Raw genomic sequence first — 24016 nt, 5'->3', positions numbered from 1 at the left:
CGGATATGAGTACTGCAGCACCTCCGACCCGCGGCAGACCAGGCGGCAGCCGCGGCACGGACCTGCTTGCGGCCGCCCGCGACGTGTTCCTCGCGCACCAGTACGCCGGCGCGACGATGGACGCCGTCGCCGCACGTGCGCGCATCTCGAAGCAGACCCTCTACCGGCAGTACCCGTCAAAGGACGAGCTCTACGCTGCTGTCGTGCGGGATTGGGTCGACCGTGGGCGTGACGCGATGAGCCCGCATCTGCAGAAGCTGACGGTGACCACCGACATCCGAAACGGACTGCTGGAACTCGCGCGCACCCTCCACGCCGGCGTTCTGAGCGACCCGGTCCTCCGGATGCGGACGTTGATCACCGCCGAGGCCGAACGGTTCCCCGACGTGGCCGCCGACTACGTGCGACGCAGCTGGGACCGCAACCAGACGCTTCTGGCCGATGCGCTGGAGCACCTGTCGGAACGACGGCTTCTGCGTATCGAGAGCTCGCAGATGGCTGCTGAACAATTCACGTGGCTCGCACTCGCCGCGCCACTGAACCGCCTCACGCTCACCGCCGGAGCAGCGCGCTACACCCCCGATGAGCTGGAGACGCTCGTTCAGGAGGCCGTCACCACGTTCCTCGGCCGATACGAGATGCCGTGATGGCAGCCATCCGCAACATCAGCGTCGGCCTCCCGGTGAAAGACGGACACGTACTCGTCCTGGAAGGACGAGACGAGTCCGCCGGCCTCGCCTTCTGCCGCGCGATCGGCGGGGGCATCGAGTTCGGGGAGCGCGCGGCAGAGGCGCTCCGACGCGAGTTCCTGGAGGAGCTCGACATGCGCGTGGATGCCGCCGAACTGCTCGGCGTCCGCGAGAACCTCTTCTCGTACGAGGGCAGGCGCGGACACGAGATCGCGCACATCTTCGCCGTCGAATCCGCCGAGATCTCCGCGCTGCCGCTGGATGCCGAGCTGCGCGTCCTCGACGAGGGCAGCCCGGTGCGATGGGTGCCGATCGCGGAGATCCTCGCCGGCACGCGGCCGCTGTACCCGGCGGGCGCTCCGGAACTGCTCCGGCTCCGTTTCATGATCGCCTGACGCGTGATCTCATCGTCATTCGCTGAATGCGGCCAGCCCGATCAGTCGAAGTCCTCGATCCCCTGCAGCCGGACCTGCTCCAGATCGAGGCGCGCCGAGATGCGGCGCACGATGAGGTCATCGACGGTACCGGCCCGGCGAAGGCCGTGCAGAACTTCTCGTTTGTGCTCGAGCATCGCGAGCTTCAGCCGGGAGTACTCCTCGTGGCGCACGAGCGGCGACCGCTGCATCATGTCGACATCGGCCGACGTCGCGACCATCTGAAGCGTGCCGGCATCCGGCAGACGCACCGCTCCCCCGACGCCGCCGCTCGGCTCGTCCCCTGATGCGTCATCGGAAGACGACGCAAGCGGGTCCGGCGCATCCAGCATGTCCTCCATCGCGACCACTTCGGCATCGATCAGCGCGCGTTCCCTGGCCATCGCGCGCGCATTGGCCAACTCGAGCATCTCGTAACCCTCACGGCGGATCCGGTCCCGCATCTCCGAGCCGACCTCCTGCTCGGATGCAAGTCGATCGAGAACCGCGATGGCCGCACCGGAGATCGCGCGTTCCGCGAGTTCGTACTCCTCGTCCTCGCCGTGGTCGACCGGGAACCCCGCCCAGCGCACGACGGCCGGCAGCATCGGCCCCTGCACGAGCAGACTGAGCAGGATCACGCCGGCGGTGACGAAGACGACTTCATCGCGTCCGGCGAGCGCCGAACCGTCGTCTGTCACCAACGGCACGGACAACGCGATCGCAAGCGACACCGCACCGCGCATCCCCGCGACCGTGCTGACGATCTGCGCACGGGTGCGCAGGCCTCGAGGGTGGGTCGCGCCGCCCGCGATCCGCTGGAACGGCACGGAGAGCAGCTGGAAGAGGAAGCGCACCACGAGCAGCGTGACCCAGACGGCCACCGTCGTCAGCACGAGCCATCCGACCGTCTGCGCGGATGTCTGATGGATGACCCACTGGACCTCGAGTCCGATGAGCACGAAGAGCGCTCCGTTGAGCAGGAAGACCCCGAACGGCCAGACCGCCTCGGCCTGGCGGCGGGAGGCCGCTGTGGTGATCTGCGGCCGAACGAAGGCGACGACGAGGCCCGCGACGACGACGGCGAGCACTCCCGAGGCGTGCACCATCTCGGCGAGCAGGAACGCGGAGAAGGGAACGAGCAGCAGGGTGACGTTGATCGACATCGTCGAGCGCACCCGCCGCAGGAGCAGCCAGGCGGCTGCCGCGACGATCGCTCCCGCGGCGATTCCGCCGAGGTAGGACACGATTACGGACATCGTGACCGTGACCGGCGTGATCTGGCCGCCGACGGCCAGCGAGACCGCGATGGCGTACAGCACGAGGGCCGTGCCGTCGTTGGTGAGGCTCTCGGCCTTCAGCTTCATGAACCCGCGTCGGGGAAGCAGCCGGCCGAGGGCCGCGACGGCGGTCGCGTCGGGAGGCGCAACAGCGGCACCGAGGATGAGAGCGATCTCCCACGGCAGGCCGAAGAACGCCGCCACTCCCGCCACGGCGAAGGCCGACGCGACGACGAGCAGCGTGCTCATCGGAAGGATGTAGCGGAAGTCCCGGCGAATCGAGCGCAACGACGTCGTCAGGCTCTCCCAGAACAGCATCACGGGCAGGAAGAGCAGCAGCACGGTCTCCGGTGGCAGCTGGATGTCACGGAGCTCGGGCACGAAGCCCAGCAGCAGACCGAACACGACCAGCACCAGGGGAAGAGCCAAGCGCAACCGCGGCGCCAGCATGGTCCCCACCAGGATCGTGAGCCCGAGGAGGACCGTGATCTCGAGACCTTCCATACAACCACCCATCATCTGCCGCGCGCTGACGACGACGCACACGTGCTCAGAGCACAGCGTCCGCTGGTGACAACGTATTCCCGTCGGGTGATCTGCGGAAGGTTCTGACAGACCTCCCCTCAGCCGGGCGGCGCCTCAGCTCTGCGCGCCGTAGTCCGGCAGCTCCTGCAGCGTCCAGGTGTTCCCATCCGGATCGTCGAAGGTGACGAAGCGACCCCAGGCCTGCTCGTCGACCCCCTCCGCTTCCACATCGAGACCGCGCAGGTGCGCGAGCGCCTCATCGGCATCCGGGACCACGACCTGGATCGTGTTCTGCATTCCCGGTTCGAGACGGCTCTCCCCCAGACCTGTCCCGAACGCGATGGAGCACGCGGATCCGGGCGGCGTCATCTGCACGAACCGCAGCCCCTCCATCGGCGTCTGATCATGATCGGCATTGAAGCCGATCTTCATGTAGAAGTCCTTCGCCCGGTCGATATCCGACACCGGCACGAAGATGAGCTCGATCTTCCAGTCCACAGCACACACCCTCCTGGCGGGCGCGGTCGCCCGTCCGCGTCCAAACTACGACGCCGCACCGACACTGCGCCAGGGGTGCGTGCGGCGCGATCGACGACCCTCAGATCCACCCCTTGTCCAACGCGATCCGTACCGCCTGCGCCCGGTTCTCGGCCCCCGTCTTGCCGATCGTCGCCGAGAGGTGGTTGCGCACCGTCCCCGCCGACAGGAACACCTCGGCGGCGATCATCGCTACGGACCGCCCGTCCGCCGCCAGCCGCAGGATCTGCTGCTCCCGATCGCTGAGCGGATTCGCGCCTTCGAAGAGGCTCTCCGCCGCAAGTGCAGGATCCAGCACCCGCAATCCGGCGTGCACACGGCGCACCGCCTCGGCCAGCTCCTCCGCCGGGGTGTCCTTGACGATGAACCCGCTGGCTCCGGCATCCAGCGCCGACCGCAGGTAGCCGGGCCGCGCAAAGGTCGTGACGATCAGCACGCGCGTGCCCGGGCTCGCCTGCCGAATGCGTCGCGTCGCCTCGACGCCGTCCATGCCGGGCATCTGAATGTCCATCAGGCACACATCGGGCCCGAGCTCGCCCACGAGCCGCACCGCTTCCGCGCCGTCCGCTGCCGTGCCGCACACCTCGAGGTCCCCCTCGAGCTCCAGGAGAGCGGCCATCGCACCGCGCACGAGCGCCTGGTCATCCGCGATCACCAAGCGGATACCGCGCGTCTCCTCCGAATCGGTCACCACGTCACTTCCACTCGCGTTCCGGAATTCTCGGCGGAGCTCCATCGCAGAACCGCGCCCGCCGCCGCTGCACGCTCCCGCATCCCCCGGATGCCGTTTCCCTCCGGCGCCCTCGACCCGACGCCGTCGTCCTCCACGGCCAGCGAACCGGGAGCGATGAGCACCGTCACGGTTCGGGATCGGGAGTGTCGGAGCGCGTTCGTCGTCGCTTCTCGCAGAATCCAGCTCGCCGTCAGCGACTGCACGGGCGACAGCGCTCCGGGCGCTCCCTCGACCTGCACGTCGATCCCTGCGGACCCCAGGGCGTCCCGACTGGCAGCCAGCTGTTCGACGAGCGTGGCGCCGCGCGCCCCGGCCACAGACGCCCGCACCCCGGCGAGCGCCTCGGCGGTGAGCGCCTCGATGTCGGCGAGTTCCGCCTTCGCCCGCTCCGGATCGGACTCCATGAGGCGCCGCACCAGCTGGGCCTTCAGCCCGACCACGGTCAGCGAATGCCCGACCAGGTCGTGCACATCGCGGGCGACCGCCTCCCGCCCCTCGCTCGTCGCCAGCTCCAGCCCGAGACGTTCCGCCTGGACCGATCGGACGATGAGCCAGGTCGACACGGTGTTCACCACGCCGAGCAGGCCGACGATCGCGAGCAGCGAGAGGTACTCGATGCCTCCTGGAATGAGGAAGACGCACAGCGCTGTGACCGCGACGGCTCCGACGGTGGTGATCCAGTGCCAGGTGCGCGTCAGACCGTAGGAAGCGAACGACATGATGAACGGCAGGAAGCTCAGAGCGGAGCCGCCCTCCGCGGGCACCGAGAGCAGCGCGCATACGATCAGCGCCGCGAAAGTGATCCACTGCCGCGCGGACGGCGCCTTTCCGAGGCCGCCGCCCCCGCGCATCCCGTGCATGAAGCCGACGACGTACAGGACGATGAAGGCGACGAGCATCACCCAGCCGACGATGATCCACCCGACCGGGGCCGTCGATCGCAGCAGCGCCAGCACCGGGTAGATCAGGAAGACCAGCCAGATCACCGCCATCAGCCACCCGAACCGCGCCCAGGGATCTTTGGAGGCCGGCGAACGCGCTCCGATGGCGGACCAGGCTGCCGGTGGAGCGCCTGCGGCGGCGAACTGCGCGGCCGCTCGTGATGGACCGGCGGATGCCGCTCCATCACGCGGGGGTGGTCGCATCATCTATCCAACCTACTGGCGAGTCCGTGCGCGCTTCATGCCTGCCGCCACCAGCACCGCGAACACCGCGAGCCAGACGACGACGTTCAGGATCAGCATCCAGATCGGGTCGCTCTGCCCCGTGGTGAGCGTGCCCTCGGTGAGCGGCCACCGGCCCAGCGCGACGAAGCCGTACAGCGGGGTGAACCGGGCGATGTCGAGCATGACTCCGTCGAGAGGCATGAACACGTTCCCGAAGAAGGCGAAGAACGTCATCGAGATGGACGCGAGGGCTGCAGCGGAATCGGAGGTGAAGAACAGCCCGACACCGAGCCCGAACAGACCATAGATCAGGCCGAGGCCGAGGATGATCCCGGCCGTCGCCGCCCATCGCCAGATGTCGTCGGCGTGCGCCCCTGTCAGCGCTCCCGCGGTGAACACCGCCACGAGTGCCAGCGCCGCGAAGCTGACGGCCGTGAGCAGCTTCGTGACCGCATACCCGACGGTCGTCAGCGGTGTCATCGCCAGCTGGCGCCCCCAGCCCTGTTTCGCCTCTGTCGCCGCGAGCGAGGTCAGCGAACTCATGGCGACCGCCGTTCCGTACGCCGCCATCGAGGTCATCACGTAGAAAGAGACGTTCCCGTTGCCGGCCGAAAGGGCGCCGTATCCCATGCCGGCGCCGAACAGCAGGTACATCGCCACGGGCATGCCGAGGGTGAAGGCGAGGGTGTAGGGGTTGCGCAGCTGCCTGACGCCCTCGATACGCAGCATCGTCGATGAGATCAGCATGGGTCAGTCCTCCGTGAGTGCCGTGAAGGCGGTTTCGAGTGTCGGCGCGGCGATCTCCAGATCGTGCGCACCGGCGGCGAGCAGCGTACGGGCGATGGCGTCGGAGTCGGATGCCCGCAGGCTGAGTCGATCCGCATCCAGCCGGACGTCGACGACTCCGGACGTCGCCCGCAGCGAGGCGACGAGATCCGCCGAGCCGCCGACCGCGACCGTTGCCGAGATCGTACGCTCGCCCAGACCGACGCGCAGCCGCGCGGTCGGAGCATCGGCCACGATCGAGCCACGATGCATCACCACCGTGCGACGGGCGAACTGCTCCGCCTCTTCGAGGTAGTGGGTCGCAAAGATGATCGTGCGGCCGGCATCCGCATCCGCTCGCATGACGTCCCAGAAGTGGCGTCGTGCCGTGACATCCATGCCTGCCGTCGGCTCGTCGAGCACGAGGATGTCGGGATCGGAGACCATCGCGAGCGCGAACTTCACACGCTGCTGCTCGCCTCCTGAGCACTTCGACACGCGGCGCCGAGCGAGGTGCACGAGATCGGCCCGTGCCATGACCGTGGCGACCCTCGCCAGGGCCGCGGCGCCGTAGAGAGAAGCGATGAGCCGAACCGTCTCCTGCACCGTCAGATCCGACAGCAGACCGCCGGTCTGCAGGACAGCGGCGATCGATCCGCCCGCAGTCGCGCGCTCGGGTGTCGAGCCGAGCACGCGAACCGTGCCCTCGCTCGGCGCGGTGAGGCCGAGGAGCATGTCGAGCGTGGTCGTCTTACCGGCGCCGTTCGGTCCGAGCAGGGCGACGACCTCGCCACGACGCACGGTCAGGTCGACGCCGTCGACCGCCTGGACGCGGCGGTCGCCGCTTCCGAAATGACGGCGGACCCCCGTGAGCTCGATGACGATGGGGCTGCCTGTCGACGGATCCGTGGCCGGCCGCTCGGCGACCTGCGTCCCCGAGCCGTGCGCTGGTGTGGTGTTCATACCTCCAGCGTGGTCGCACGCCGGCCACGGCACCGGAGGTCGTTGTCACCTTCTCGGCATGACACGTGTCATGGGATTCACCCTGCCGGCAGCAGCGCTCCCCCGAGGAATTCCGCGAGCTCGCTCACATCGTCGAGCGGCAGCACGGCGGCGACGTACTGATCCGGACGCACCACGACCACGACACCGTCGCGCGACAACTCGCGCTCGGCGAAGATGTCCGCGCTCGCCCACACCGTGGGACCGGCCGCATAGACCTTCTCCCAGTCGGTCAGACCGAGCGGTCCGGTCTTCGGCAGGAACAGCTCCGGCACCGAGGTGATCTCGAACTCGTCATAGCGCTGCTGGTAGACGGCCTTGACGTCGAAGACGGCGTCGACGTCGGCACCGGCCGGCGTGAAACGCGCCAGCACGGGCGCCGCCCCGGTCGCCCAGGATGCCAAGGACGAAGCGTCGGTGTCGGCGAATGCGTAGATACGCCAGCGGCCGTCCGCCTTCGCGTGGTGGCCGAGGTGTACAGCGTTGCCGTCGCACACGCGAGTGACCTCGACCGACTTGAAGCGCTTGCCGAGCGGGAATCCTGCGGCGAGCGCCTGATGCGTCGCATCCGCGACGATCGCCGACGCGCCGTACTGCGTCATGAACCCGGAAGGGAACTCGGCCGTGGCGAGGTAGTGGGTCGCCAGGTCCTGCGGGTCGGAGATCTCCTCCGGCTTGCGCGCCATCAGCGCCGACCACTCCTTGTCGAAGTCGATGAGCTGCTGCGCCACCGGCATGCGCTCGGCGGAATACGTCGACAGCAGCGACTCCGGACTGCGCCCGGTGAGCACCGAACCCAGCTTCCAGCCCAGGTTGAAGCCGTCCTGCATCGAGACGTTCATGCCTTGCCCGGCCTTGGCGCTGTGCGTGTGGCAGGCATCGCCGGTGAGGAAGACACGCGGGATGCGACCGGAGCCGTCGATCACGTCGTCGAAGCCGTCGGTGACCCGATGGCCGACCTCGTAGACGCTGTGCCAGGCGACCTGCTTCACATCCAGGGTGTACGGATGCAGGATCGCATTGGCCTTGCGGATGATCTCGTCGATCGGCGTCTGCCGCACCTGATGGTTGTCGTCGTCGGCGACCTCGCCGAGGTCGATGTACATCCGGCTGAGGTAGCCGCCCTCGCGCGGGATGTGCAGGATGTTGCCTGCCTCGGAGTTGATCGCGCACTTGGTGCGCCAGTCCGGGAAGTCAGTGTTGACGACCACGTCCATGACACCCCAGGCGTGCGCCGAGAACGCGCCGACGTGGGTGCGGCCGATCGCGTCGCGCACGCCGCTGCGGGCGCCGTCGCAGCCGGCGACGTACTTCGCCCGCACGGTCCGCTCCTCGCCGGTCGAGTGCCGCAGACGCACCTCGACGGGGTACTCCCCCTGCTCGTGAACGGTGAGCCCGACGAACTCCACGCCGTAGTCCGGGACGATCCGCCCCGGTCCGTGGGCCGCGGCTTCGGCGAAGTAGTCCAGGACGCGCGCTTGGTTCACGATCAGGTGCGGGAACTCGCTGATCTTGAGCGCGTAGTCCTCGGTCCGCGACGTACGGATGATGTTCTGCCGATTCGCCGGATCCGGGCCCCAGAAGTTCATCCAGCCGATGTTGTAGGCCTCGGCGACGATCCGCTCCGCGAACCCGAACGCCTGGAACGTCTCGACGCTGCGGGGCTGGATGCCGTCGGCCTGGCCGAGAACGAGTCGCCCCTCGCGGCGCTCGACGATCCGGGTCGAGATGTCCGGGTACTGCGACATCTGCGCCGCGAGGAGCATGCCGGCGGGGCCGGAACCGACGATGAGCACGTCGATCTCGTCGGGGATGTCGGCCGGGCGATCGCTGCCGATGCCCGAGGCGTCCTGTACTCGCGGGTCTCCCGAGACGTAGCCGTGGTGGTGGAACTGCATCGTCGTCGATTCCTTCCGACTGCTTTGTCAGGTCTTGCTTCTCAGACTCGATTGTTCTATATTCGAACACACCGTTCTACTATTGAACACATCGTATGCGCGCGCACCTCAGAGCGCAAGAGAGCACAGGTCATGGCAGAGACTGGATCACCCGCATCGCAGACGCTCAGTCGCGGTATCCGGATCCTCGAGATCCTCGCCGACGCCCGCGGCCCTCTTGCCATCGACGAGATCGCGGCGCGCCTCGGGGTGCATCGTTCGATCGCGTACCGCCTGCTGCGCACCCTCGAAGATCATCGACTCGTGAGCCGCGATGCGGCCGGTGCCGTCAGCCTGGGGGCACGGATGGCGGCGCTCGCCGCCGGTGTCGCGCACGACCTCCAGGCCGAGGCGCTGCCCGAGCTCACGGCGGTCGCCAACGACCTCGGCATGACATGCTTCCTCGCGGTGCTCGACGGCGACGAGTGCATCACACTCGCGAGCGTCGAGCCGCGGCACGCCGTCGCGAGCGTCGCGCAACGCCCCGGCGCCCGGCATCCGGTCACCGTCGGCGCCCCCGGCAAGGCGATCCTCGCGCAGATCCCCGCATCGGAGTGGGGAACGGATGTCACCGCGCCGCTGCGTGCGGAGGTCGAAGCGACGATCCGACGCGGCTACGCCACCAGCCACGACGAAGTGATCCCCACGGTGCAGTCCGTCGCCGTGCCGCTGGTGCTCCGCGGGCATCGAGCGGCCGCGATCGCCGTCGTCCACGTCGCCACGACCCTCGATGACGCAGAGATCGCCGCACGGCTGCAGCACTCCGCATCCGTCATCCGCGAGGCGCTCGACGGCTGAGCCGTCACAGACTCCGGTCGTTGAGCGAGCTCCCTCGCTCAACGACCGGAAGGGCTCAGGCCCGCGACATCCCGTAGATCGGGCTGACCGCCTGCTCCTCCTCGTGGTCGGGACCGAGCGGGATGCCGGAGCGATCGCGCAACAGCAGCGTCGCCACGAGGCCCAGCACGGTCATCCCGGCGAGGTACCAGGTCACCGCGTCCGTCGAGCCGGTCGCCGACACGATGGCGGTGGCGATCGTGGGAGCGAAGGCACCACCCGCGATGGCACCGATCGCGTACGAGATCGAGACCCCGGAGAAGCGGATGGATGCCGGGAACAGCTCCGTGTACAGCGCCGCCTGCGGCCCGTACGTGAACCCCAGTCCGATGGTGAGGATCGCAAGGCCGGCGAACAGCGGCAGGAGCTCGCCGGTGTTCACCAGCGGGAACAGCGCGAATACGCCGCCGAGCTGCAGGATCCAGCCGATGATGTAGGTCGTGCGGCGTCCGATCCGATCGGAGATCCACCCGGCGAAGAGCGTCGAAAGCAGCCAGGTGACGGCGGAACCGGCGACCGCCCAGAGCACCGGCCCTCTCTCGAGCCCGATCGACCCCTCGGGGTTCGTGGCGTACCCCTGGATGTAGCCGCCCGTCGTCATGTACCCGACCGCGTTGTTGCCTGCGAACACGAGCGCGGCGATGACGACGAGGAGGGCATGCTTCGCGAACAGCTGCACGATCGGCATCCGCGCCTTCTCCTTGCGTTCTGCGAGTTCGGTGAACACGGGGCTCTCCTCGACCTTGCGGCGCACGTAGTAGCCGACCAGGATCAGGACCACGCTGAGCAGGAACGGAATACGCCAGCCCCACGCGAGGAACTGATCTCCCGGAGCGATGACCGTCATCAGCGCCATCACGCCCGAGGCGAGCAGCAGGCCGAGCGGCACGCCGATCTGCGGCGAAGCGCCGAACACACCGCGCTTCGATTTCGGCGCGTGCTCGACGGCCATCAGGACGGCGCCGCCCCACTCGCCGCCGGCAGAGATGCCCTGCAGGATGCGCAGGAGCACCAGCAGGATGGGGGCCGTCAGCCCGATGGCCTCATAGGTGGGCAGCACGCCGATCAGGGCGGTCGCAGCCCCCATCAGGATCAGCGTCCACATCAGCACGGTCTTGCGTCCGAGCTTGTCGCCGTAGTGGCCAGCGAGGAACGCACCGAGCGGACGGAAGAGGAAGCTGACACCGACGGTGGCGAATGCGATCAGGGCACTGTTCTGGCCCAGCGGGGCGAAGAAGAGCTGGCCGAACACCAGCCCGACGGCGGTGGCGTAGATGAAGAAGTCGTACCACTCGACAGTGGTGCCGACGACGGTGGCGAAGACGACGCGACGGCGGTCGGCCGCGGTCGCGATGGTGCCGGTGGGAGTGAACCCATCGTGTGACTGCCCGCTCATGGGGTGTCTCCTTTGGTTGTGACGGCATTGTCACGGCTCGCACTCACGCTGTCTTCAGTGCTTGCCGAGGGGTAACCCGATGATATATGATTTCGAATACGACGCACAAGGCGTTGCAAACAAGCGCGAGGAGGCGCCCCGTGACGGATCCCAGCACCCGCCCCGGCAAGATCATCGCGATCCATCTGAGTTACGCCTCCCGCGCTGACCAGCGCGGCCGTCGCCCGGCAGCTCCCTCCTATTTCTTCAAGCCGGCCAGCTCCGTCGGTGTCTCCGGCGGCACGGTCGAGCGCCCGGACGGCACCGAATTGCTCGCGTTCGAGGGTGAGATCGCGCTCATCATCGGCACCCCGGCACGGCGGGTCTCGCTCGCGGATGCCTGGGCGCACGTCGGCTGGGTGACCGCCTCGAACGATCTCGGCCTCTACGACCTCCGCGCGAACGACAAGGGATCGAACGTGCGCTCCAAGGGCGGTGACGGCTACACGCCGCTCGGCCCCGACCTCATCGACGCCCGCACGGTCGATCCGGAAACGCTGCGCGTGCGCACATGGGTGAACGGCGACCTCCGCCAGGACGACTCCAGCGCCGGCATGATCTTCCCGCTCGCGCAGCTGGTCGCTGATCTCTCCCAGCACTTCACGCTCGAGCCTGGCGACGTGATCCTCACCGGCACCCCCGCCGGGTCGTCCGTGATCGTCCCGGGCGACGTCGTAGAGGTCGAGGTGGATGCTCCGGACGCACCGGGCGCGCCGTCTTCGGGTCGCCTGATCACCACCGTCACGCAGGGCGATGTCGCCTTCGACGCCGAACTCGGCTCACTCCCCGCCGTCGACGACCTGCAGCGCACCGAGGCCTGGGGGTCTCGGGAAGAGGCGGGACTTGCCCCTGTTTCCGACGAATCAGCGCTCTCGCCCGAACTCCGGGCGAAGCTGATGGAGGCACCGACGGCCGGCCTTTCCTCCCAGCTGCGCAAGCGCGGCCATCACTCCTGCTTCATCGACGGCGTCGCGGCGAACATCGCCGGCAGCAAGATCGTCGGCACCGCGAAGACACTCCGCTTCGTCCCGTTCCGTGAAGACCTGTTCAAGACCCACGGCGGCGGCTACAACGCGCAGAAGCGCGCCTTCGACGCCGTGAAGAAGGGCGAGATCATCGTGATCGAGGCCCGCGGTGATGACAGCACCGGAACGCTCGGCGATATCCTCGCTCTGCGCGCCCTCGCCCGGGGTGCCGCCGGTGTCGTCACCGATGGGGGCGTGCGCGACTTCGACGCCGTCGCCGACATCGGACTGCCGGTGTTCTCCCGCGGCGCGCATCCGTCGGTCCTCGGACGCAAGCACGTCCCCTGGGACGTCGACGTCACCATCGCCTGCGGCGGCGCGAGCGTGCAGCCCGGCGACATCATCGTGGGCGACGGCGACGGCGTGATCGTCATCCCGCCGCATCTGGCCGAGCAGGTCGTCGATGACACGCTCGCGCAGGAGGTCGAGGATGCCTGGATCGCCGAGCAGGTCGCGGCGGGCCACCCGGTCGACGGCCTCTTCCCGATGAACGCCGAATGGCGCGCGCGCTACGAATCGGAGACGGGCTCGCGATGACCGCCGTCGACACACTCAGCAAGTCCGAGCAGGCATACGCCTGGATCCGCTCCCACATCTCCGCCCACACGTTCGGCCCCGGCTATCGTCTGGTGCTCGGTCCGATCGCCGAAGAGCTGGGAATGAGCGTCGTCCCCGTACGGGAAGCCATCCGACGACTGGAGGCCGAGGGACTCGTGACGTTCGAGCGGAACGTTGGCGCGCGGGTCACCCTCGTCGACGAGACCGAGTACGCACACACCATGGAGACGCTCGGTGTCGTCGAAGGAGTGGCCACGGCGCTCTCCGCGCCGTTCCTGGACGACGCGGCGCTCGACGCCGCCCAGGCCGTCAACGATCGGATGGCTCGACTGCTCGAGCACTTCGACGCCCACCTGTTCACCGAACTGAACAGGCAGTTCCATGCCCTGCTCTTCGAGCCGTGCCCGAACCCGCATCTTCTGGATCTGGTGCACCGCGGATGGTCGCGGCTCTCCGGCATCCGCGATTCCACGTTCGCCTCGGTTCCGGGCCGTGCCACGCATTCGGTCGAAGAGCACACGCAGATCCTCGACCTCATCCGATCCCGCGCCGACCCGCTCGAGATCGAACTCGCCGCCCGGAACCACCGCTGGCGCACCAAGGACGCGTTCCTCGACGCGCTGCACTCCCGTTCCCGTCATTCCACCGGAGGAGACTCATGACCGCTTCACGCATCCCTGCCGACCTGCCCGACCACATCCAGCACTACATCGACGGAGCCTTCGTCGACTCGATCGACGGAGACACCTTCGATGTGCTCGACCCGGTCACCAACCTGACGTACACGACGGCTGCAGCTGGCAAGAAGGCCGACATCGACCTCGCCGTCGCCGCGGCGAAGCGCGCCTTCGACGAAGGCCCCTGGCCTCGGATGCTGCCGCGCGAGCGTTCGCGGGTACTGCACCGCATCGCCGACATCGTCGAATCGCGCGATGCGCGCCTGGCCGAGCTCGAGTCCTACGACTCCGGCCTGCCGATCACGCAGGCCCTCGGCCAGGCCCGTCGCGCTGCCGAGAACTTCCGCTTCTTCGCCGACCTGATCGTCGCCCAGGCCGACGATGCGTTCAAGGTTCCGGGCAAGCAGATGAACTACGTCAACCGCAAGCCGATCGGCGTCGCCGGACTCATCACGCCGTGGAACACGCCGTTCATGCTCGAGTCCTGGAAGCTGGGTCCGGCGCTCGCGACCGGCAACACCGTCGTGCTCAAGCCGGCTGAGTTCACGCCGCTTTCGGCATCCCTGTGGGCCGGCATCTTCGAGGAGGCAGGGCTCCCCCAGGGTGTCTTCAACCTCGTCAACGGCCTCGGTGAAGACGCCGGAGACGCGCTCGTGAAGCACCCCGACGTGCCGCTCATCTCGTTCACGGGCGAGAGCCGCACCGGACAGATCATCTTCGGCAACGCCGCTCCCTTCCTCAAGGGGCTGTCGATGGAGCTCGGCGGCAAGTCGCCGGCCGTCGTCTTCGCGGATGCCGACATCGAAGCCGCAGTGGATGCGACGATCTTCGGCGTCTTCTCGCTGAACGGCGAGCGCTGCACGGCCGGTGCCCGCATCCTCGTCGAGCGCTCGATCTACGACGACTTCGTCGAGCGCTACGCCGCCCAGGCGAAGCGCGTGAAGGTCGGCTACCCGAACGACCCGGCCACCGAGGTCGGCGCTCTGGTGCACCCGGAGCACTACGAGAAGGTGATGAGCTACGTCGAGATCGGAAAGACCGAAGGACGCCTAGTGGCCGGCGGCGGACGCCCCGCGGATTTCCCGGAGGGCAACTTCGTGCAGCCGACCGTGTTCGCCGACGTCTCCCCGGATGCCCGGATCTTCCAGGAGGAGATCTTCGGCCCAGTCGTCGCGATCACGCCGTTCGACTCCGACGAGGAGGCGCTCGCACTCGCGAACAACACCCGGTACGGCCTCGCGGCGTACATCTGGACGAACGACCTCAAGCGGGCGCACAACTTCGCCGGAGCCGTCGAGGCCGGCATGGTGTGGCTGAACAGCAACAACGTGCGCGACCTTCGCACCCCGTTCGGCGGCGTGAAGGCATCCGGCCTCGGCCACGAGGGCGGCTACCGCTCGATCGACTTCTACACCGACCAGCAGAGCGTGCACATCACGCTCGGCGGCGCCCACAACCCGACCTTCGGCAAGAACTGAGGACGCTGACATGACCAACCGCGACGACATGACGCTGACCTCCTCCGGGTTCTACGTGAGCCAGGAGGCGCCGATCCACCCGGACGACCCCACTCCGACGCCGACGAGCACTCCGCCGGACATCCTGCGCTGCGCCTACATGGAGCTCGTCGTCACCGACCTCGCTGCATCCCGCGTGTTCTACGTCGACGTCCTGGGTCTGTACGTGACCGAGGAGAATGACGAGGCGATCTACCTGCGCTCCACCGAGGAGTTCATCCACCACAACCTCATCCTCCGCAAGGGCCCGATCGCCGCCGTCGCCGCCTTCTCCTATCGCGTGCGGACGCCAGAGGACCTCGACCGCGCCGTCGAGTTCTACTCCGAGCTCGGCTGCGAGGTGCGCCGCAACGAGAACGGCTTCGTGAAGGGCATCGGCGACTCGGTGCGCGTGATCGACCCGCTCGGCTTCCCGTACGAGTTCTTCCACGCGACCGATCACGTCGAGCGGATGTCGTGGCGCTACGACCTGCACATCCCCGGCGAGCTGGTGCGCCTCGACCACTTCAACCAGGTCACGCCCGACGTCCCTCGAGCGGTGAAGTTCATGCAGGACCTCGGCTTCCGTGTTACGGAGGACATCCAGGATGACGAGGGCACCGTCTACGCCGCCTGGATGCGTCGCAAGCCCACCGTGCACGACACCGCGATGACCGGCGGCGACGGCCCGCGGATGCACCACGTGTGCTTCGCCACGCACGAGAAGCACAACATCCTCGCGATCTGCGACAAGCTCGGCGCGCTCCGCCGCTCCGACGCGATCGAGCGCGGCCCTGGTCGCCACGGCGTGAGCAACGCCTTCTACCTCTACCTGCGCGACCCCGACGGCCACCGCGTCGAGGTCTACACGCAGGACTACTACACCGGCGACCCCGACAACCCGGTCATCACCTGGGACGTGCACGACAACCAGCGCCGTGACTGGTGGGGCAACCCTGTCGTGCCCTCGTGGTACACCGAGGCGTCTCTCGTGCTCGACCTCGACGGCAACCCGCAGCCGGTCGTCGCCCGTACAGACTCGAGCGAAATGGCGGTGACCATCGGCGCCGACGGATTCTCGTACACCCGCGAGGGCGAGGACTCCATGCCCGAGTACAAGCAGGGCGAGTACAAGCTGGGCCACCAGCTGTGACGCTGCCTGCAGACACCATCGCGCAGATCGCGGCCGAGTTGGCCGAGGCTGACCGCGCGCACAGCGTGATCCCCCGCATCACGGCCCGGTACCCCGAGGCGACGGTCGAGGACTCGTACGCGATCCAGGGCGTCTGGCGCGATACGCAGATCGCGGCCGGACGCCGGCTCGTCGGCCGCAAGATCGGCCTCACCTCCCGCGCGATGCAGCAGGCCACCGGCATCACCGAGCCCGACTACGGCGTGATGTTCGACGACACCGTGTACGAGTCGGGATCCGAGATCCCGGTCGACGATTTCTCGAACGTGCGCATCGAGGTGGAACTGGCGTTCGTGCTGAAGCATCCGCTCGAAGGTCCGGACTGCACCCTCGACGACGCTCTCGCCGCGATCGACTACGCCGTCCCGGCGCTCGAGGTGCTGAACTCGCACATCGAGCTGGAAGGCCGCACGATCGTCGACACGATCAGCGACAACGCCGCCTACGGAGCGATGGTTCTCGGCACGGTGCACAAGCGCCCCGACGAGATCGATCTGCGGTGGGTACCCGGGCTGCTCTTCAAGAACGGCGAGATCGAGGAGACCGGCGTCGCCGCCGGTGTGCTCAACCACCCGGCCACCGGCGTCGCGTGGCTCGCGAACAAGTTCCACCAGCACGGCGCGCGCCTGGAGGCCGGCGAGATAATCCTGGCAGGATCGTTCACGCGCCCGATGTGGGTGGCGCGCGGCGACGAGGTGCTGTGCGATTACGGACCGATGGGAACAATCGAATGCCGCTTCATCTAGCCCCCTCCTTCCGCGCGCAACTCGCGGGATCAGACCGCCCATTCGTGGGCATGTGGGTCTGCTCCGCCAGTCCGCTCCTCGCCGAGGTCGCCGCGGGCTCCGGTCTGGACTGGCTGCTGATCGACATGGAGCATTCCGCGACCACGCTGGAGAGCGTGCAGATGCAGCTCCAGGCGGTCGCGGCCTATCCGATCACCCCGCTCGTGCGGGTGCCGAGCAACGACACCGTCACGATCAAGCAGATCCTCGACCTCGGCGCCCAGAACCTCATCGTGCCGATGGTCTCCTCCGTCGATGAGGCGCGTGCCGCCGTCGCCGCCACGCGGTATCCCCCGCTCGGCGTACGCGGCGTCGGCAGCGCTCTCGCGCGCAGCGCACGCTGGAACCGCGTCGACGGCTACCTTCAGGATGCCTCCCAGTACACGTCCCTCACCGTGCAGATCGAGACGACAGCCGGGGTGGAAGCCGCCGCCGATATCGCCGCCGAAGACGGCGTCGACGCGATCTTCGTCGGCCCCTCCGACCTCGCCGCATCGATGGGTCTGCTCGGCCAGCAGACGCACCCCGACGTGGTCGCCGCGGTCGAGCGCGTCTTCGCTGCGGCGAAGGCGGCAGGCACGCCGGTCGGCGTGAACGCCTTCGACCCCACCGCTGCCGACGCCTATCTCGCCGCGGGGGCAGATTTCGTCGCCGTCGGTGCCGACGTGGCGCTTCTGGCCCGAGCATCCGAAGCCCTGGCCGCTCGATTCATCCGCCCGGCGGGTGCGCGCACCAGCTATTGAGCAGGGACAGCCAGGAAGTCCTCGATCGCCGCGCGCAGCGCGGGAATGTTGCTGATCATCGGATAGTGTCCGCCGGCGATCTCGACGATGCGCGGATCGCGCAGCCGCGCGGCGTAGCCACGCTGCAGCTGCGACGGGATCTCCTTGTCACCGGCGGTGACAACGTAGGTCGTCCTCGGCACCGCCGCGAGCGCGGCGTTCGACGCCACTCGACTCAGGAAGTAGCTGCGCGGCTCCGGCTCGAGATCATCGATGAAGCGCCGCACGGTTTCTTCGTCGACGCCGGCGCCGAGACCGTTACGGAGTGCCGACTCCGGCGGCCTGGTTCCCGCGAGCCGAAGGATCAACGGGAGGATCACCCGATTGGGGAACGGCAACGACGACGCGAACGAAGCGTCCGCCTTCGGGATGATGGCCGCGACCGCCAGAACGCCACGGACCCGCTCGGGGGCGAGGCGCGCCACCTCGCTCGCGACGACCCCTCCGGCGGAGTGAGCGATGAGGGTCAGGTCTCCCTCGGGGGCGGCGTCCAACGCGGCCCGCGCATAGTCGGTGACCGTCGCATTCTCGGCGGTCGGTCGCGGCGCCACCGTGGCGGAAGCGGATTGTCCTTCGATGACGGCGTCCCACGCCCATTCGGGGAGACCGGCACCGGAAAGCAGAAGCAGAGAAGTTGTCATGTGAGTGAACCTATCCAGAGAGACCGACTAGCAAACGTCGGCTTTAGAGTGAATGTCGTGGCATTCTCCAAATCGACCGATCCCCACCTGACCCTCAGGCGGATCGAACGGCAGCACGCACTCATCGAGGAGCTGCGACGCCGTCGAGGTGCGCCGCGATCGGCACTGTCCCTCGGCTCGGCTCTGGGTGTCACCGCACGCACCGTCGAACGAGACATCGCCCGGATGCGCGAGAGCGGCATCCCGATCCGCGTGCAGCGGGGCCCCGGCGGCGGCTATCTGTTCGACGTCCGTTCGGACATCGGCCCGATCCTGCTCGAGCCTGGCGAGATCGCCGCCCTTCTCGTCGCGCTGGTCGCGCTCGGACCGACCGCGACGGACTCCGCACGCACGAGCATGCACAAACTCACCCTCGCCCTGATGCCGCCCGGAGATTCATGAGTCCCGCAGACACGACCGTCAAGACCCGCGGCCTGGGCGCGATGCAGGACCGGAACTTCCGATGGTTCTTCCTCGCGCGGGCGATCACGCTGATCACCGGGTCGATGTCGTCGATCGCGCTCGCGTTCGCAGTGCTCGACATCGACAACGATGCCCGCTCGCTCTCGCTCGTGCTCGCCGCGTTCACGATCAGCAACATCGTGTTCGTGCTCTTCGGCGGAGTCATCGCCGATCGACTGCCGCGGGCGCTGATCATCCAGTCCTGCTACGTCGTCGACATCCTCTCCATCGGAACGATCGCCGCGCTCCTGTTCACCGGGACGGCCACGGTTCCGTTGATCGCGATCCTCGCCGCGATCAACGGAGCATCCACCGCCTTCGTGCTGCCGGCGATGCAGGGCCTCATCCCGCAGCTGACCACGCCGGAGCACTTGCAGCAGGCGAACGCGATGCTCTCTTTCGTGCGCTCTATGGTGACGATCGGCGGCCCGATCATCGCCGGCGTGCTCGTGGCGACGGCGGGCCCTGCCTGGGCGATGGTCGTCCAGGCGGCCGGCTGGGTCGCCGCGATCCCGATCCTGGCCCTCGTGAAGCTGCCTCCTCCCGCACACGGCGGAGGGACGACGATGTTCCACGATCTGCGCGTCGGGTGGCGGGAGTTCTGGAGTCGATCGTGGCTGTGGGCGATCGTGCTCGCGTTCATGGTGATGAACGCGATCCACGTCGGCGCCTGGGGCGTGGCCGGACCGTACATCGCGAAGAACAACGACCTGCTCGGCATCTCCGGCTGGGGCTGGGTGGTCAGCGCCGAGGGCGTCGGCGTCCTGCTGATGACGCTGATCCTGATGTGGTTCCCGCTGAAGAAGCCGCTCCGCTACGGAATGATCGGGATGGCCGCGTTCGCCATTCCGCTGACCGTGCTCGGCGTGCACCCGGCTGTCGTGCTGCTCGCGATCGCGGCGTTCATCGCGGGGGCCGGAGCCGAGGTCTTCAGCACGGGGTGGAATCTCGCGATGATGGAGAACATCCCTGGCGAGAAGCTCTCCCGGGTCTCCAGTTACGACATGCTGGGCAGCTTCGTCGTGATGCCGATCGGCACGCTGATCTACGGCTGGCTGATCACGCATGCGGATGCCGCGACCGTCCTCATCACGTCGGGCATCGTGTACGCGGCCGTGGCTCTGGCGACTCTGGTCGTGCCGAGCGTGTGGCGGATGGGGCGCCCGACGGATGCCCTGACCGCCGACGCGGGCTGACCGGGCGCCTGTCCTGCTGCGCCATCCGTTCCGGTCGCACTTCACGCGGGTGTCCGGCCGGAGAGAGAGCACGAACTGCGACCGGAGCGCTGCGAGCTGCGGACGCCGCGCACTGGCGCATTCATAGCGACCCGCGCCAGACTGTGGACATGACCTTCGCCGCACTCCAGCCGCTCGCCGATCGAGCGATCCTGTTCACCTCGCTCCGCCAGGATGCCCTCTCCGCGGCCGCCGACGCACTCGGCGAGCACCGATGGGACGCCGACATGCAGGCCGGAACGCTCACGTTCACGGCCAACGCCGACCCGAGCCGTCAGCTCGTCACGCGCGCGCACCTCGTCGCCACGATCGCTCCCGGCCCGCGCTCGCTGCTCTGGGCATGGGCGCACCCCCGCGGTGACGCGGCAGGACTCGCCTCTCAGCTGCAGGCGTACGGCGCCCAGCACGGCGTCGCCGAGCTCACCGCGCCGGAGCTCGCGTTCCCCGCAGACGCGGATGCGGATATCGACGGCTGGATCGCCCGTGCTGCCCACACCGTGGGCGGAGTCGCCGTCGAACTGACCGGCCGGGCCCCGTACTACTCGGCCCCCGTCGGCGGCGGCACCAGAGCAGTCTTCATTCTCGATGCGCCGCTCGCACCGCTGACGGTCGTCGACGCGATGATCGCGCTCCCCCGCATCCTGTCCGGACTCGCCCTCACGGACGCGCGGACCGCCGTCTGGGATCTCGCCCGCCTCGCGAACTGGACGCTGACCTGGACGGATCAGTCGTTCAGCGGGGCGACCGTCACCGATGCGACCGGATCTGCGACCTTCCGTTTCGATGAGCAGGCGCGCATCACCGGCATCGAGAGCACCGTCGGCCCTCAGGTTCTCTGAAGGCCGCACGTTCCATGAGCAAGGGAGTCGCATGAAGAACGGAATCATCCGCTTCGCGTCGCTGTACGTCTTCAACGTCGCGGTGCTGCTTCTCATCGGGCTGCTGATGACGAACGTCCGTGTCGGCTGGCACGCACTCTGGGCATCCGTCATCCTCACGCTCGCCGCGCTCTTCGTGAAACCGACGCTCGCTGCGGCGTTCCGCAAGTCCGCGGCGAAGTCGGCAGCGGACCGCACCGGCGCCGGTGAGAAGGTCGTGCAGTACGCCCTCGTCTACGTCGTCGAGCTGATCATCTGGGTGCTGACAGTGTGGCTGAGCGGCGTCACCGTCGCCGGCTTCTTCTGGGGCTACGTGCTGCCGCCGCTGGGCCTGCTGCTCGGCTGGGTGATCTACGACCAGATCGACGACCGACTGCGCGCGAAGACGGCTGAGGTCTACGACAGCGTGCAGGCGAGGGTGCAGGGCTCTCGCCGCAGCACCGCGCCGACGGCGGCAGCGCCCGAGACGCCGGAGACATCGGCCGCCCGCGCGGAACTGCACGACGGTCTCACGCCCGAGCAGCGGCGGATGCTGGACAACCTCTAGCCGCTCTGTCCGCCCGCAGAATGACGCGAACCTCGCAGAGAATCCGGTGATTCCTGCGAGGTTCGCGCGTTTCTGCGAAGTTCGTGCTGTTACCGGATGCTCAGACCAGCCGCTCCGCGGCCTCGACCACGTTGGTCATGAGCAGCGCGACCGTCATCGGGCCGACTCCGCCGGGGTTCGGCGAGATCCAGCCCGCCACCGAAGCGACGTCAGGATGCACGTCGCCGAAGACCAGGCTCTTGCCGGTGTCGGCGTCCGACTCGCGCGTCACGCCCACGTCGAGAACCGCAGCTCCGGGCTTCACGTCCTCGGCGCGGATGAGGTGCTTGACCCCCGCCGCGGCGACGATGACGTCGGCCTCCCGCAGGCAGCGGGGCATGTCGACGGTGCCGGTGTGCGTGAGCGTGACCGTGGCGTTGATGTCGCGCCGGGTCAGCAGCAGTCCGATCGACCGACCGATCGTGACACCGCGTCCGACGACGACCACGTGCTTGCCCTTGAGGTCGTAATCGTTGCGCAGCAGCAGTTCGATCACGCCGCGCGGGGTGCACGGCAGCGGCGTGTGGATCGGGGCGTTGACGTTGAGCACGAGCCGGCCGAGGTTGGTCGGATGCAGGCCGTCGGCGTCCTTCGCCGGATCGATCCGCTCGAGGATCGCGTCGGTGTCGATGTGCTTGGGCAACGGCAGCTGGACGATGTAGCCGTGGCAGTCGGGGTCGGCGTTGAGTTCGTCGATGAGAGCTTCGACATCAGCCTGTGTGGCATCGGCCGGCAGCTCGCGCTGGATCGAGTTCATCCCGATCGCCTCGGACTGCCGATGCTTCATGCCGACGTAGAGCTGTGAGGCCGGGTCGGCGCCGACCAGCACCGTGGCGATGCCGGGGACGATACCCCGCGCACGAAGCGCGGAAACGCGCTCGGCGAGCTCGGCCTTGATCTCCGCCGAGGCGGCTTTGCCGTCGAGAATCTTCGCGGTCATTGATGTTCCGATCATGATCAGGATGCGTCGTCGATGATCTGCTGACGTTCGTCTGCTCGCTCAACGACCGGGAGGCCACCCCCGGTCGTTGAGCGAGCGAAGCGAGTCGAAACGTCGTTACTGCTGCAGGTCCGGGTACAGCGGGAACGCCGTGGCGAGCGCGTCGACACGGGCGCGGAGGGCCTCGACGTCGGCACCGGGCAGAAGCGCGAGCGCGATGACGTCGGCGACCTCGGTGAACTCGGCGTCGCCGAAACCGCGGGTGGCGAGCGCCGGGGTGCCGATGCGCAGACCCGAGGTCACCATCGGCGGACGCGGGTCGTTCGGCACCGCGTTGCGGTTCACCGTGATGTGGATCTCGTGCAGGAGGTCTTCGGCCTGCTTGCCGTCGATCTCGGCGTCGCGCAGGTCGACGAGCACGAGGTGCACGTCGGTGCCGCCGGAACGCACCGCGATACCGGCATCCTTCACGTCCTGCTGCGACAGGCGCTCGGCGATGAGCGAGGCGCCGCGCAGCACGCGCTCCTGACGCTCCTTAAACTCCGGGGTGCCTGCAAGCTTGAACGCGGTCGCCTTGGCGGCGATCACGTGCATGAGCGGGCCGCCCTGCTGACCCGGGAAGACAGCCGTGTTGATCTTCTTCGCGAGGTCGGCGTCGTTGGTGAGGATGAAGCCCGAGCGCGGACCGCCGATGGTCTTGTGCACCGTCGAGGAGACGACGTGCGCGTGCGGCACCGGGTTCGGGTGCAGACCCGCGGCGACCAGACCGGCGAAGTGCGCCATGTCGACCCAGAGGAGGGCGCCGACCTCGTCGGCGATCGCGCGGAAGGCGGCGAAGTCGAGCGTGCGCGGGTAGGCCGACCAGCCGGCGATGATGACCTTCGGCTTGTGCTCGACGGCGAGGCGACGAACCTCTTCCATGTCGATCGTCGAGGTCTCGGGGTCCACGCCGTAGGCGACGATGTTGTAGAGACGGCCGGAGAAGTTGATCTTCATGCCGTGGGTGAGGTGGCCGCCCTGGTCGAGGGAGAGTCCGAGCAGGGTGTCGCCGGGGCGCGCGATCGCGTGCAGCACGGCGGCGTTCGCGGTGGCGCCGGAGTGCGGCTGGACGTTCGCGAACTCCGAACCGAACAGCTCCTTGGCGCGGGAGATCGCGAGTTCTTCGGCGACGTCGACCTCTTCGCAGCCGCCGTAGTAGCGACGGCCGGGGTAGCCCTCGGCGTACTTGTTGGTGAGCACCGAGCCCTGCGACTGCAGGACCGACACGGGAACGAAGTTCTCGGATGCGATCATCTCGAGGTAGCTGCGCTGGCGGTTCAGCTCGCGCTCGAGAACCTCGGCGATCTCCGGGTCGACCTCGGAAAGGGGTGCGTTGAAGTAACGATCGGTCATGACGTGCTC

24 protein-coding genes are annotated in these 24016 nt (G+C 68.1%); 13 read left to right on the top strand and 11 right to left on the bottom strand.

The window, feature by feature from the left end:
• Positions 1–5 precede the first annotated feature (5 nt).
• Positions 6–647, top strand: a complete 642-nt coding sequence (locus MRBLWH12_RS01115; protein WP_363545158.1) for a TetR/AcrR family transcriptional regulator — start codon at positions 6–8, stop codon at positions 645–647.
• On the top strand, positions 647–1084 hold the full coding sequence (locus tag MRBLWH12_RS01110; RefSeq protein WP_363545156.1) for an NUDIX domain-containing protein: 438 nt from the start codon (positions 647–649) through the stop codon (positions 1082–1084). The genes MRBLWH12_RS01115 and MRBLWH12_RS01110 overlap by 1 nt, the downstream gene beginning before the upstream one ends.
• A 41-nt stretch (positions 1085–1125) precedes the next feature.
• Here MRBLWH12_RS01110 and MRBLWH12_RS01105 read toward each other — a convergent pair whose 3' ends face one another.
• The 7 genes from MRBLWH12_RS01105 to MRBLWH12_RS01075 form a co-directional block, all read right to left on the bottom strand.
• A complete protein-coding gene (locus tag MRBLWH12_RS01105) occupies positions 1126–2886 on the bottom strand; it encodes a Na+/H+ antiporter (protein WP_363545153.1) in 1761 nt (586 codons plus the stop codon).
• Between the two features lie 135 nt (positions 2887–3021).
• Positions 3022–3405 carry a VOC family protein gene (locus MRBLWH12_RS01100; protein ID WP_341975565.1) on the bottom strand — a complete coding sequence of 128 codons (384 nt, stop codon included), beginning with the start codon at positions 3403–3405 and terminating at the stop codon, positions 3022–3024.
• Between the two features lie 100 nt (positions 3406–3505).
• Entirely contained in the window at positions 3506–4135 is a 630-nt protein-coding gene (locus MRBLWH12_RS01095) for a response regulator transcription factor (protein WP_363545150.1), read from the bottom strand.
• Positions 4132–5325 carry a sensor histidine kinase gene (locus MRBLWH12_RS01090; RefSeq protein ID WP_363545147.1) on the bottom strand — a complete coding sequence of 398 codons (1194 nt, stop codon included), beginning with the start codon at positions 5323–5325 and terminating at the stop codon, positions 4132–4134. The genes MRBLWH12_RS01095 and MRBLWH12_RS01090 overlap by 4 nt, the downstream gene beginning before the upstream one ends.
• A gap of 9 nt (positions 5326–5334) precedes the next feature.
• Entirely contained in the window at positions 5335–6090 is a 756-nt protein-coding gene (locus MRBLWH12_RS01085; RefSeq protein WP_363545144.1) for an ABC transporter permease, read from the bottom strand.
• Positions 6091–6093: 3 nt separating this feature from the next.
• Complete coding sequence (locus tag MRBLWH12_RS01080; protein WP_363545141.1) at positions 6094–7071, bottom strand: ABC transporter ATP-binding protein; 978 nt, start codon at positions 7069–7071, stop codon at positions 6094–6096.
• Positions 7072–7148: 77 nt separating this feature from the next.
• Positions 7149–9008, bottom strand: coding sequence for an FAD-dependent monooxygenase (locus MRBLWH12_RS01075; RefSeq protein WP_363545138.1), 1860 nt, complete (start codon positions 9006–9008; stop codon positions 7149–7151).
• Between the two features lie 132 nt (positions 9009–9140).
• On the opposite strand from MRBLWH12_RS01075, the gene MRBLWH12_RS01070 reads away from it, so the two are divergent.
• Positions 9141–9845 carry an IclR family transcriptional regulator gene (locus MRBLWH12_RS01070; protein WP_363545136.1) on the top strand — a complete coding sequence of 235 codons (705 nt, stop codon included), beginning with the start codon at positions 9141–9143 and terminating at the stop codon, positions 9843–9845.
• Positions 9846–9900: 55 nt separating this feature from the next.
• On the opposite strand, the gene MRBLWH12_RS01065 is transcribed toward MRBLWH12_RS01070, so the two are convergent.
• Positions 9901–11280, bottom strand: coding sequence for an MFS transporter (locus MRBLWH12_RS01065; RefSeq protein WP_363545133.1), 1380 nt, complete (start codon positions 11278–11280; stop codon positions 9901–9903).
• A 140-nt stretch (positions 11281–11420) separates the two neighbouring features.
• On the opposite strand from MRBLWH12_RS01065, the gene MRBLWH12_RS01060 reads away from it, so the two are divergent.
• From MRBLWH12_RS01060 to MRBLWH12_RS01035, 6 genes are read left to right on the top strand one after another with little or no spacing between them, the layout of a single operon-like run.
• Positions 11421–12881: a fumarylacetoacetate hydrolase family protein gene (locus MRBLWH12_RS01060; RefSeq protein WP_363545130.1), complete on the top strand. Its 1461-nt coding sequence runs from the start codon at positions 11421–11423 to the stop codon at positions 12879–12881.
• Positions 12878–13564, top strand: coding sequence for a GntR family transcriptional regulator (locus MRBLWH12_RS01055; protein WP_341975574.1), 687 nt, complete (start codon positions 12878–12880; stop codon positions 13562–13564). Before MRBLWH12_RS01060 ends, MRBLWH12_RS01055 begins: the two co-directional genes overlap by 4 nt.
• Complete coding sequence (gene hpaE / locus MRBLWH12_RS01050; RefSeq protein WP_341975575.1) at positions 13561–15057, top strand: 5-carboxymethyl-2-hydroxymuconate semialdehyde dehydrogenase; 1497 nt, start codon at positions 13561–13563, stop codon at positions 15055–15057. The genes MRBLWH12_RS01055 and hpaE overlap by 4 nt, the downstream gene beginning before the upstream one ends.
• A gap of 10 nt (positions 15058–15067) precedes the next feature.
• A complete protein-coding gene (hpaD, locus tag MRBLWH12_RS01045) occupies positions 15068–16228 on the top strand; it encodes a 3,4-dihydroxyphenylacetate 2,3-dioxygenase (RefSeq protein WP_363545126.1) in 1161 nt (386 codons plus the stop codon).
• Positions 16229–16230: 2 nt separating this feature from the next.
• Positions 16231–17013 (top strand): 2-keto-4-pentenoate hydratase, encoded by a 783-nt coding sequence (locus tag MRBLWH12_RS01040; protein ID WP_341978499.1) that lies wholly within the window; start codon positions 16231–16233, stop codon positions 17011–17013.
• Positions 16998–17795: an HpcH/HpaI aldolase family protein gene (locus MRBLWH12_RS01035; protein WP_341975577.1), complete on the top strand. Its 798-nt coding sequence runs from the start codon at positions 16998–17000 to the stop codon at positions 17793–17795. Before MRBLWH12_RS01040 ends, MRBLWH12_RS01035 begins: the two co-directional genes overlap by 16 nt.
• Here MRBLWH12_RS01035 and MRBLWH12_RS01030 read toward each other — a convergent pair.
• Complete coding sequence (locus MRBLWH12_RS01030; RefSeq protein WP_363545123.1) at positions 17789–18475, bottom strand: alpha/beta fold hydrolase; 687 nt, start codon at positions 18473–18475, stop codon at positions 17789–17791. The genes MRBLWH12_RS01035 and MRBLWH12_RS01030 overlap by 7 nt on opposite strands.
• Before the next feature lie 57 nt (positions 18476–18532).
• Here MRBLWH12_RS01030 and MRBLWH12_RS01025 point away from each other — a divergent pair, with 57 nt between their 5' ends.
• From MRBLWH12_RS01025 to MRBLWH12_RS01010, 4 genes are all read left to right on the top strand, one after another.
• Positions 18533–18916: a helix-turn-helix transcriptional regulator gene (locus MRBLWH12_RS01025; RefSeq protein ID WP_363545120.1), complete on the top strand. Its 384-nt coding sequence runs from the start codon at positions 18533–18535 to the stop codon at positions 18914–18916.
• Positions 18913–20172 carry an MFS transporter gene (locus MRBLWH12_RS01020; RefSeq protein WP_363545117.1) on the top strand — a complete coding sequence of 420 codons (1260 nt, stop codon included), beginning with the start codon at positions 18913–18915 and terminating at the stop codon, positions 20170–20172. The genes MRBLWH12_RS01025 and MRBLWH12_RS01020 overlap by 4 nt, the downstream gene beginning before the upstream one ends.
• Before the next feature lie 149 nt (positions 20173–20321).
• Entirely contained in the window at positions 20322–21050 is a 729-nt protein-coding gene (locus MRBLWH12_RS01015; RefSeq protein WP_363545114.1) for a DUF6882 domain-containing protein, read from the top strand.
• A gap of 31 nt (positions 21051–21081) precedes the next feature.
• Positions 21082–21636, top strand: a complete 555-nt coding sequence (locus tag MRBLWH12_RS01010) for a hypothetical protein (RefSeq protein ID WP_341975582.1) — start codon at positions 21082–21084, stop codon at positions 21634–21636.
• A 100-nt stretch (positions 21637–21736) separates the two neighbouring features.
• Here the strand turns inward: MRBLWH12_RS01010 and MRBLWH12_RS01005 are convergent, their stop codons facing one another.
• Both MRBLWH12_RS01005 and glyA read right to left on the bottom strand, forming a co-directional pair.
• A complete protein-coding gene (locus MRBLWH12_RS01005) occupies positions 21737–22615 on the bottom strand; it encodes a bifunctional methylenetetrahydrofolate dehydrogenase/methenyltetrahydrofolate cyclohydrolase (protein ID WP_363545111.1) in 879 nt (292 codons plus the stop codon).
• A 117-nt stretch (positions 22616–22732) separates the two neighbouring features.
• Positions 22733–24007, bottom strand: a complete 1275-nt coding sequence (gene glyA / locus MRBLWH12_RS01000) for a serine hydroxymethyltransferase (protein ID WP_363545108.1) — start codon at positions 24005–24007, stop codon at positions 22733–22735.
• Positions 24008–24016: the final 9 nt, after the last annotated feature.

It is taken from the genome of Microbacterium sp. LWH12-1.2 (genome assembly GCF_040675825.1).
Classification (GTDB): domain Bacteria; phylum Actinomycetota; class Actinomycetes; order Actinomycetales; family Microbacteriaceae; genus Microbacterium.
This window is presented reverse-complemented; position numbering and strand designations above follow the sequence as displayed.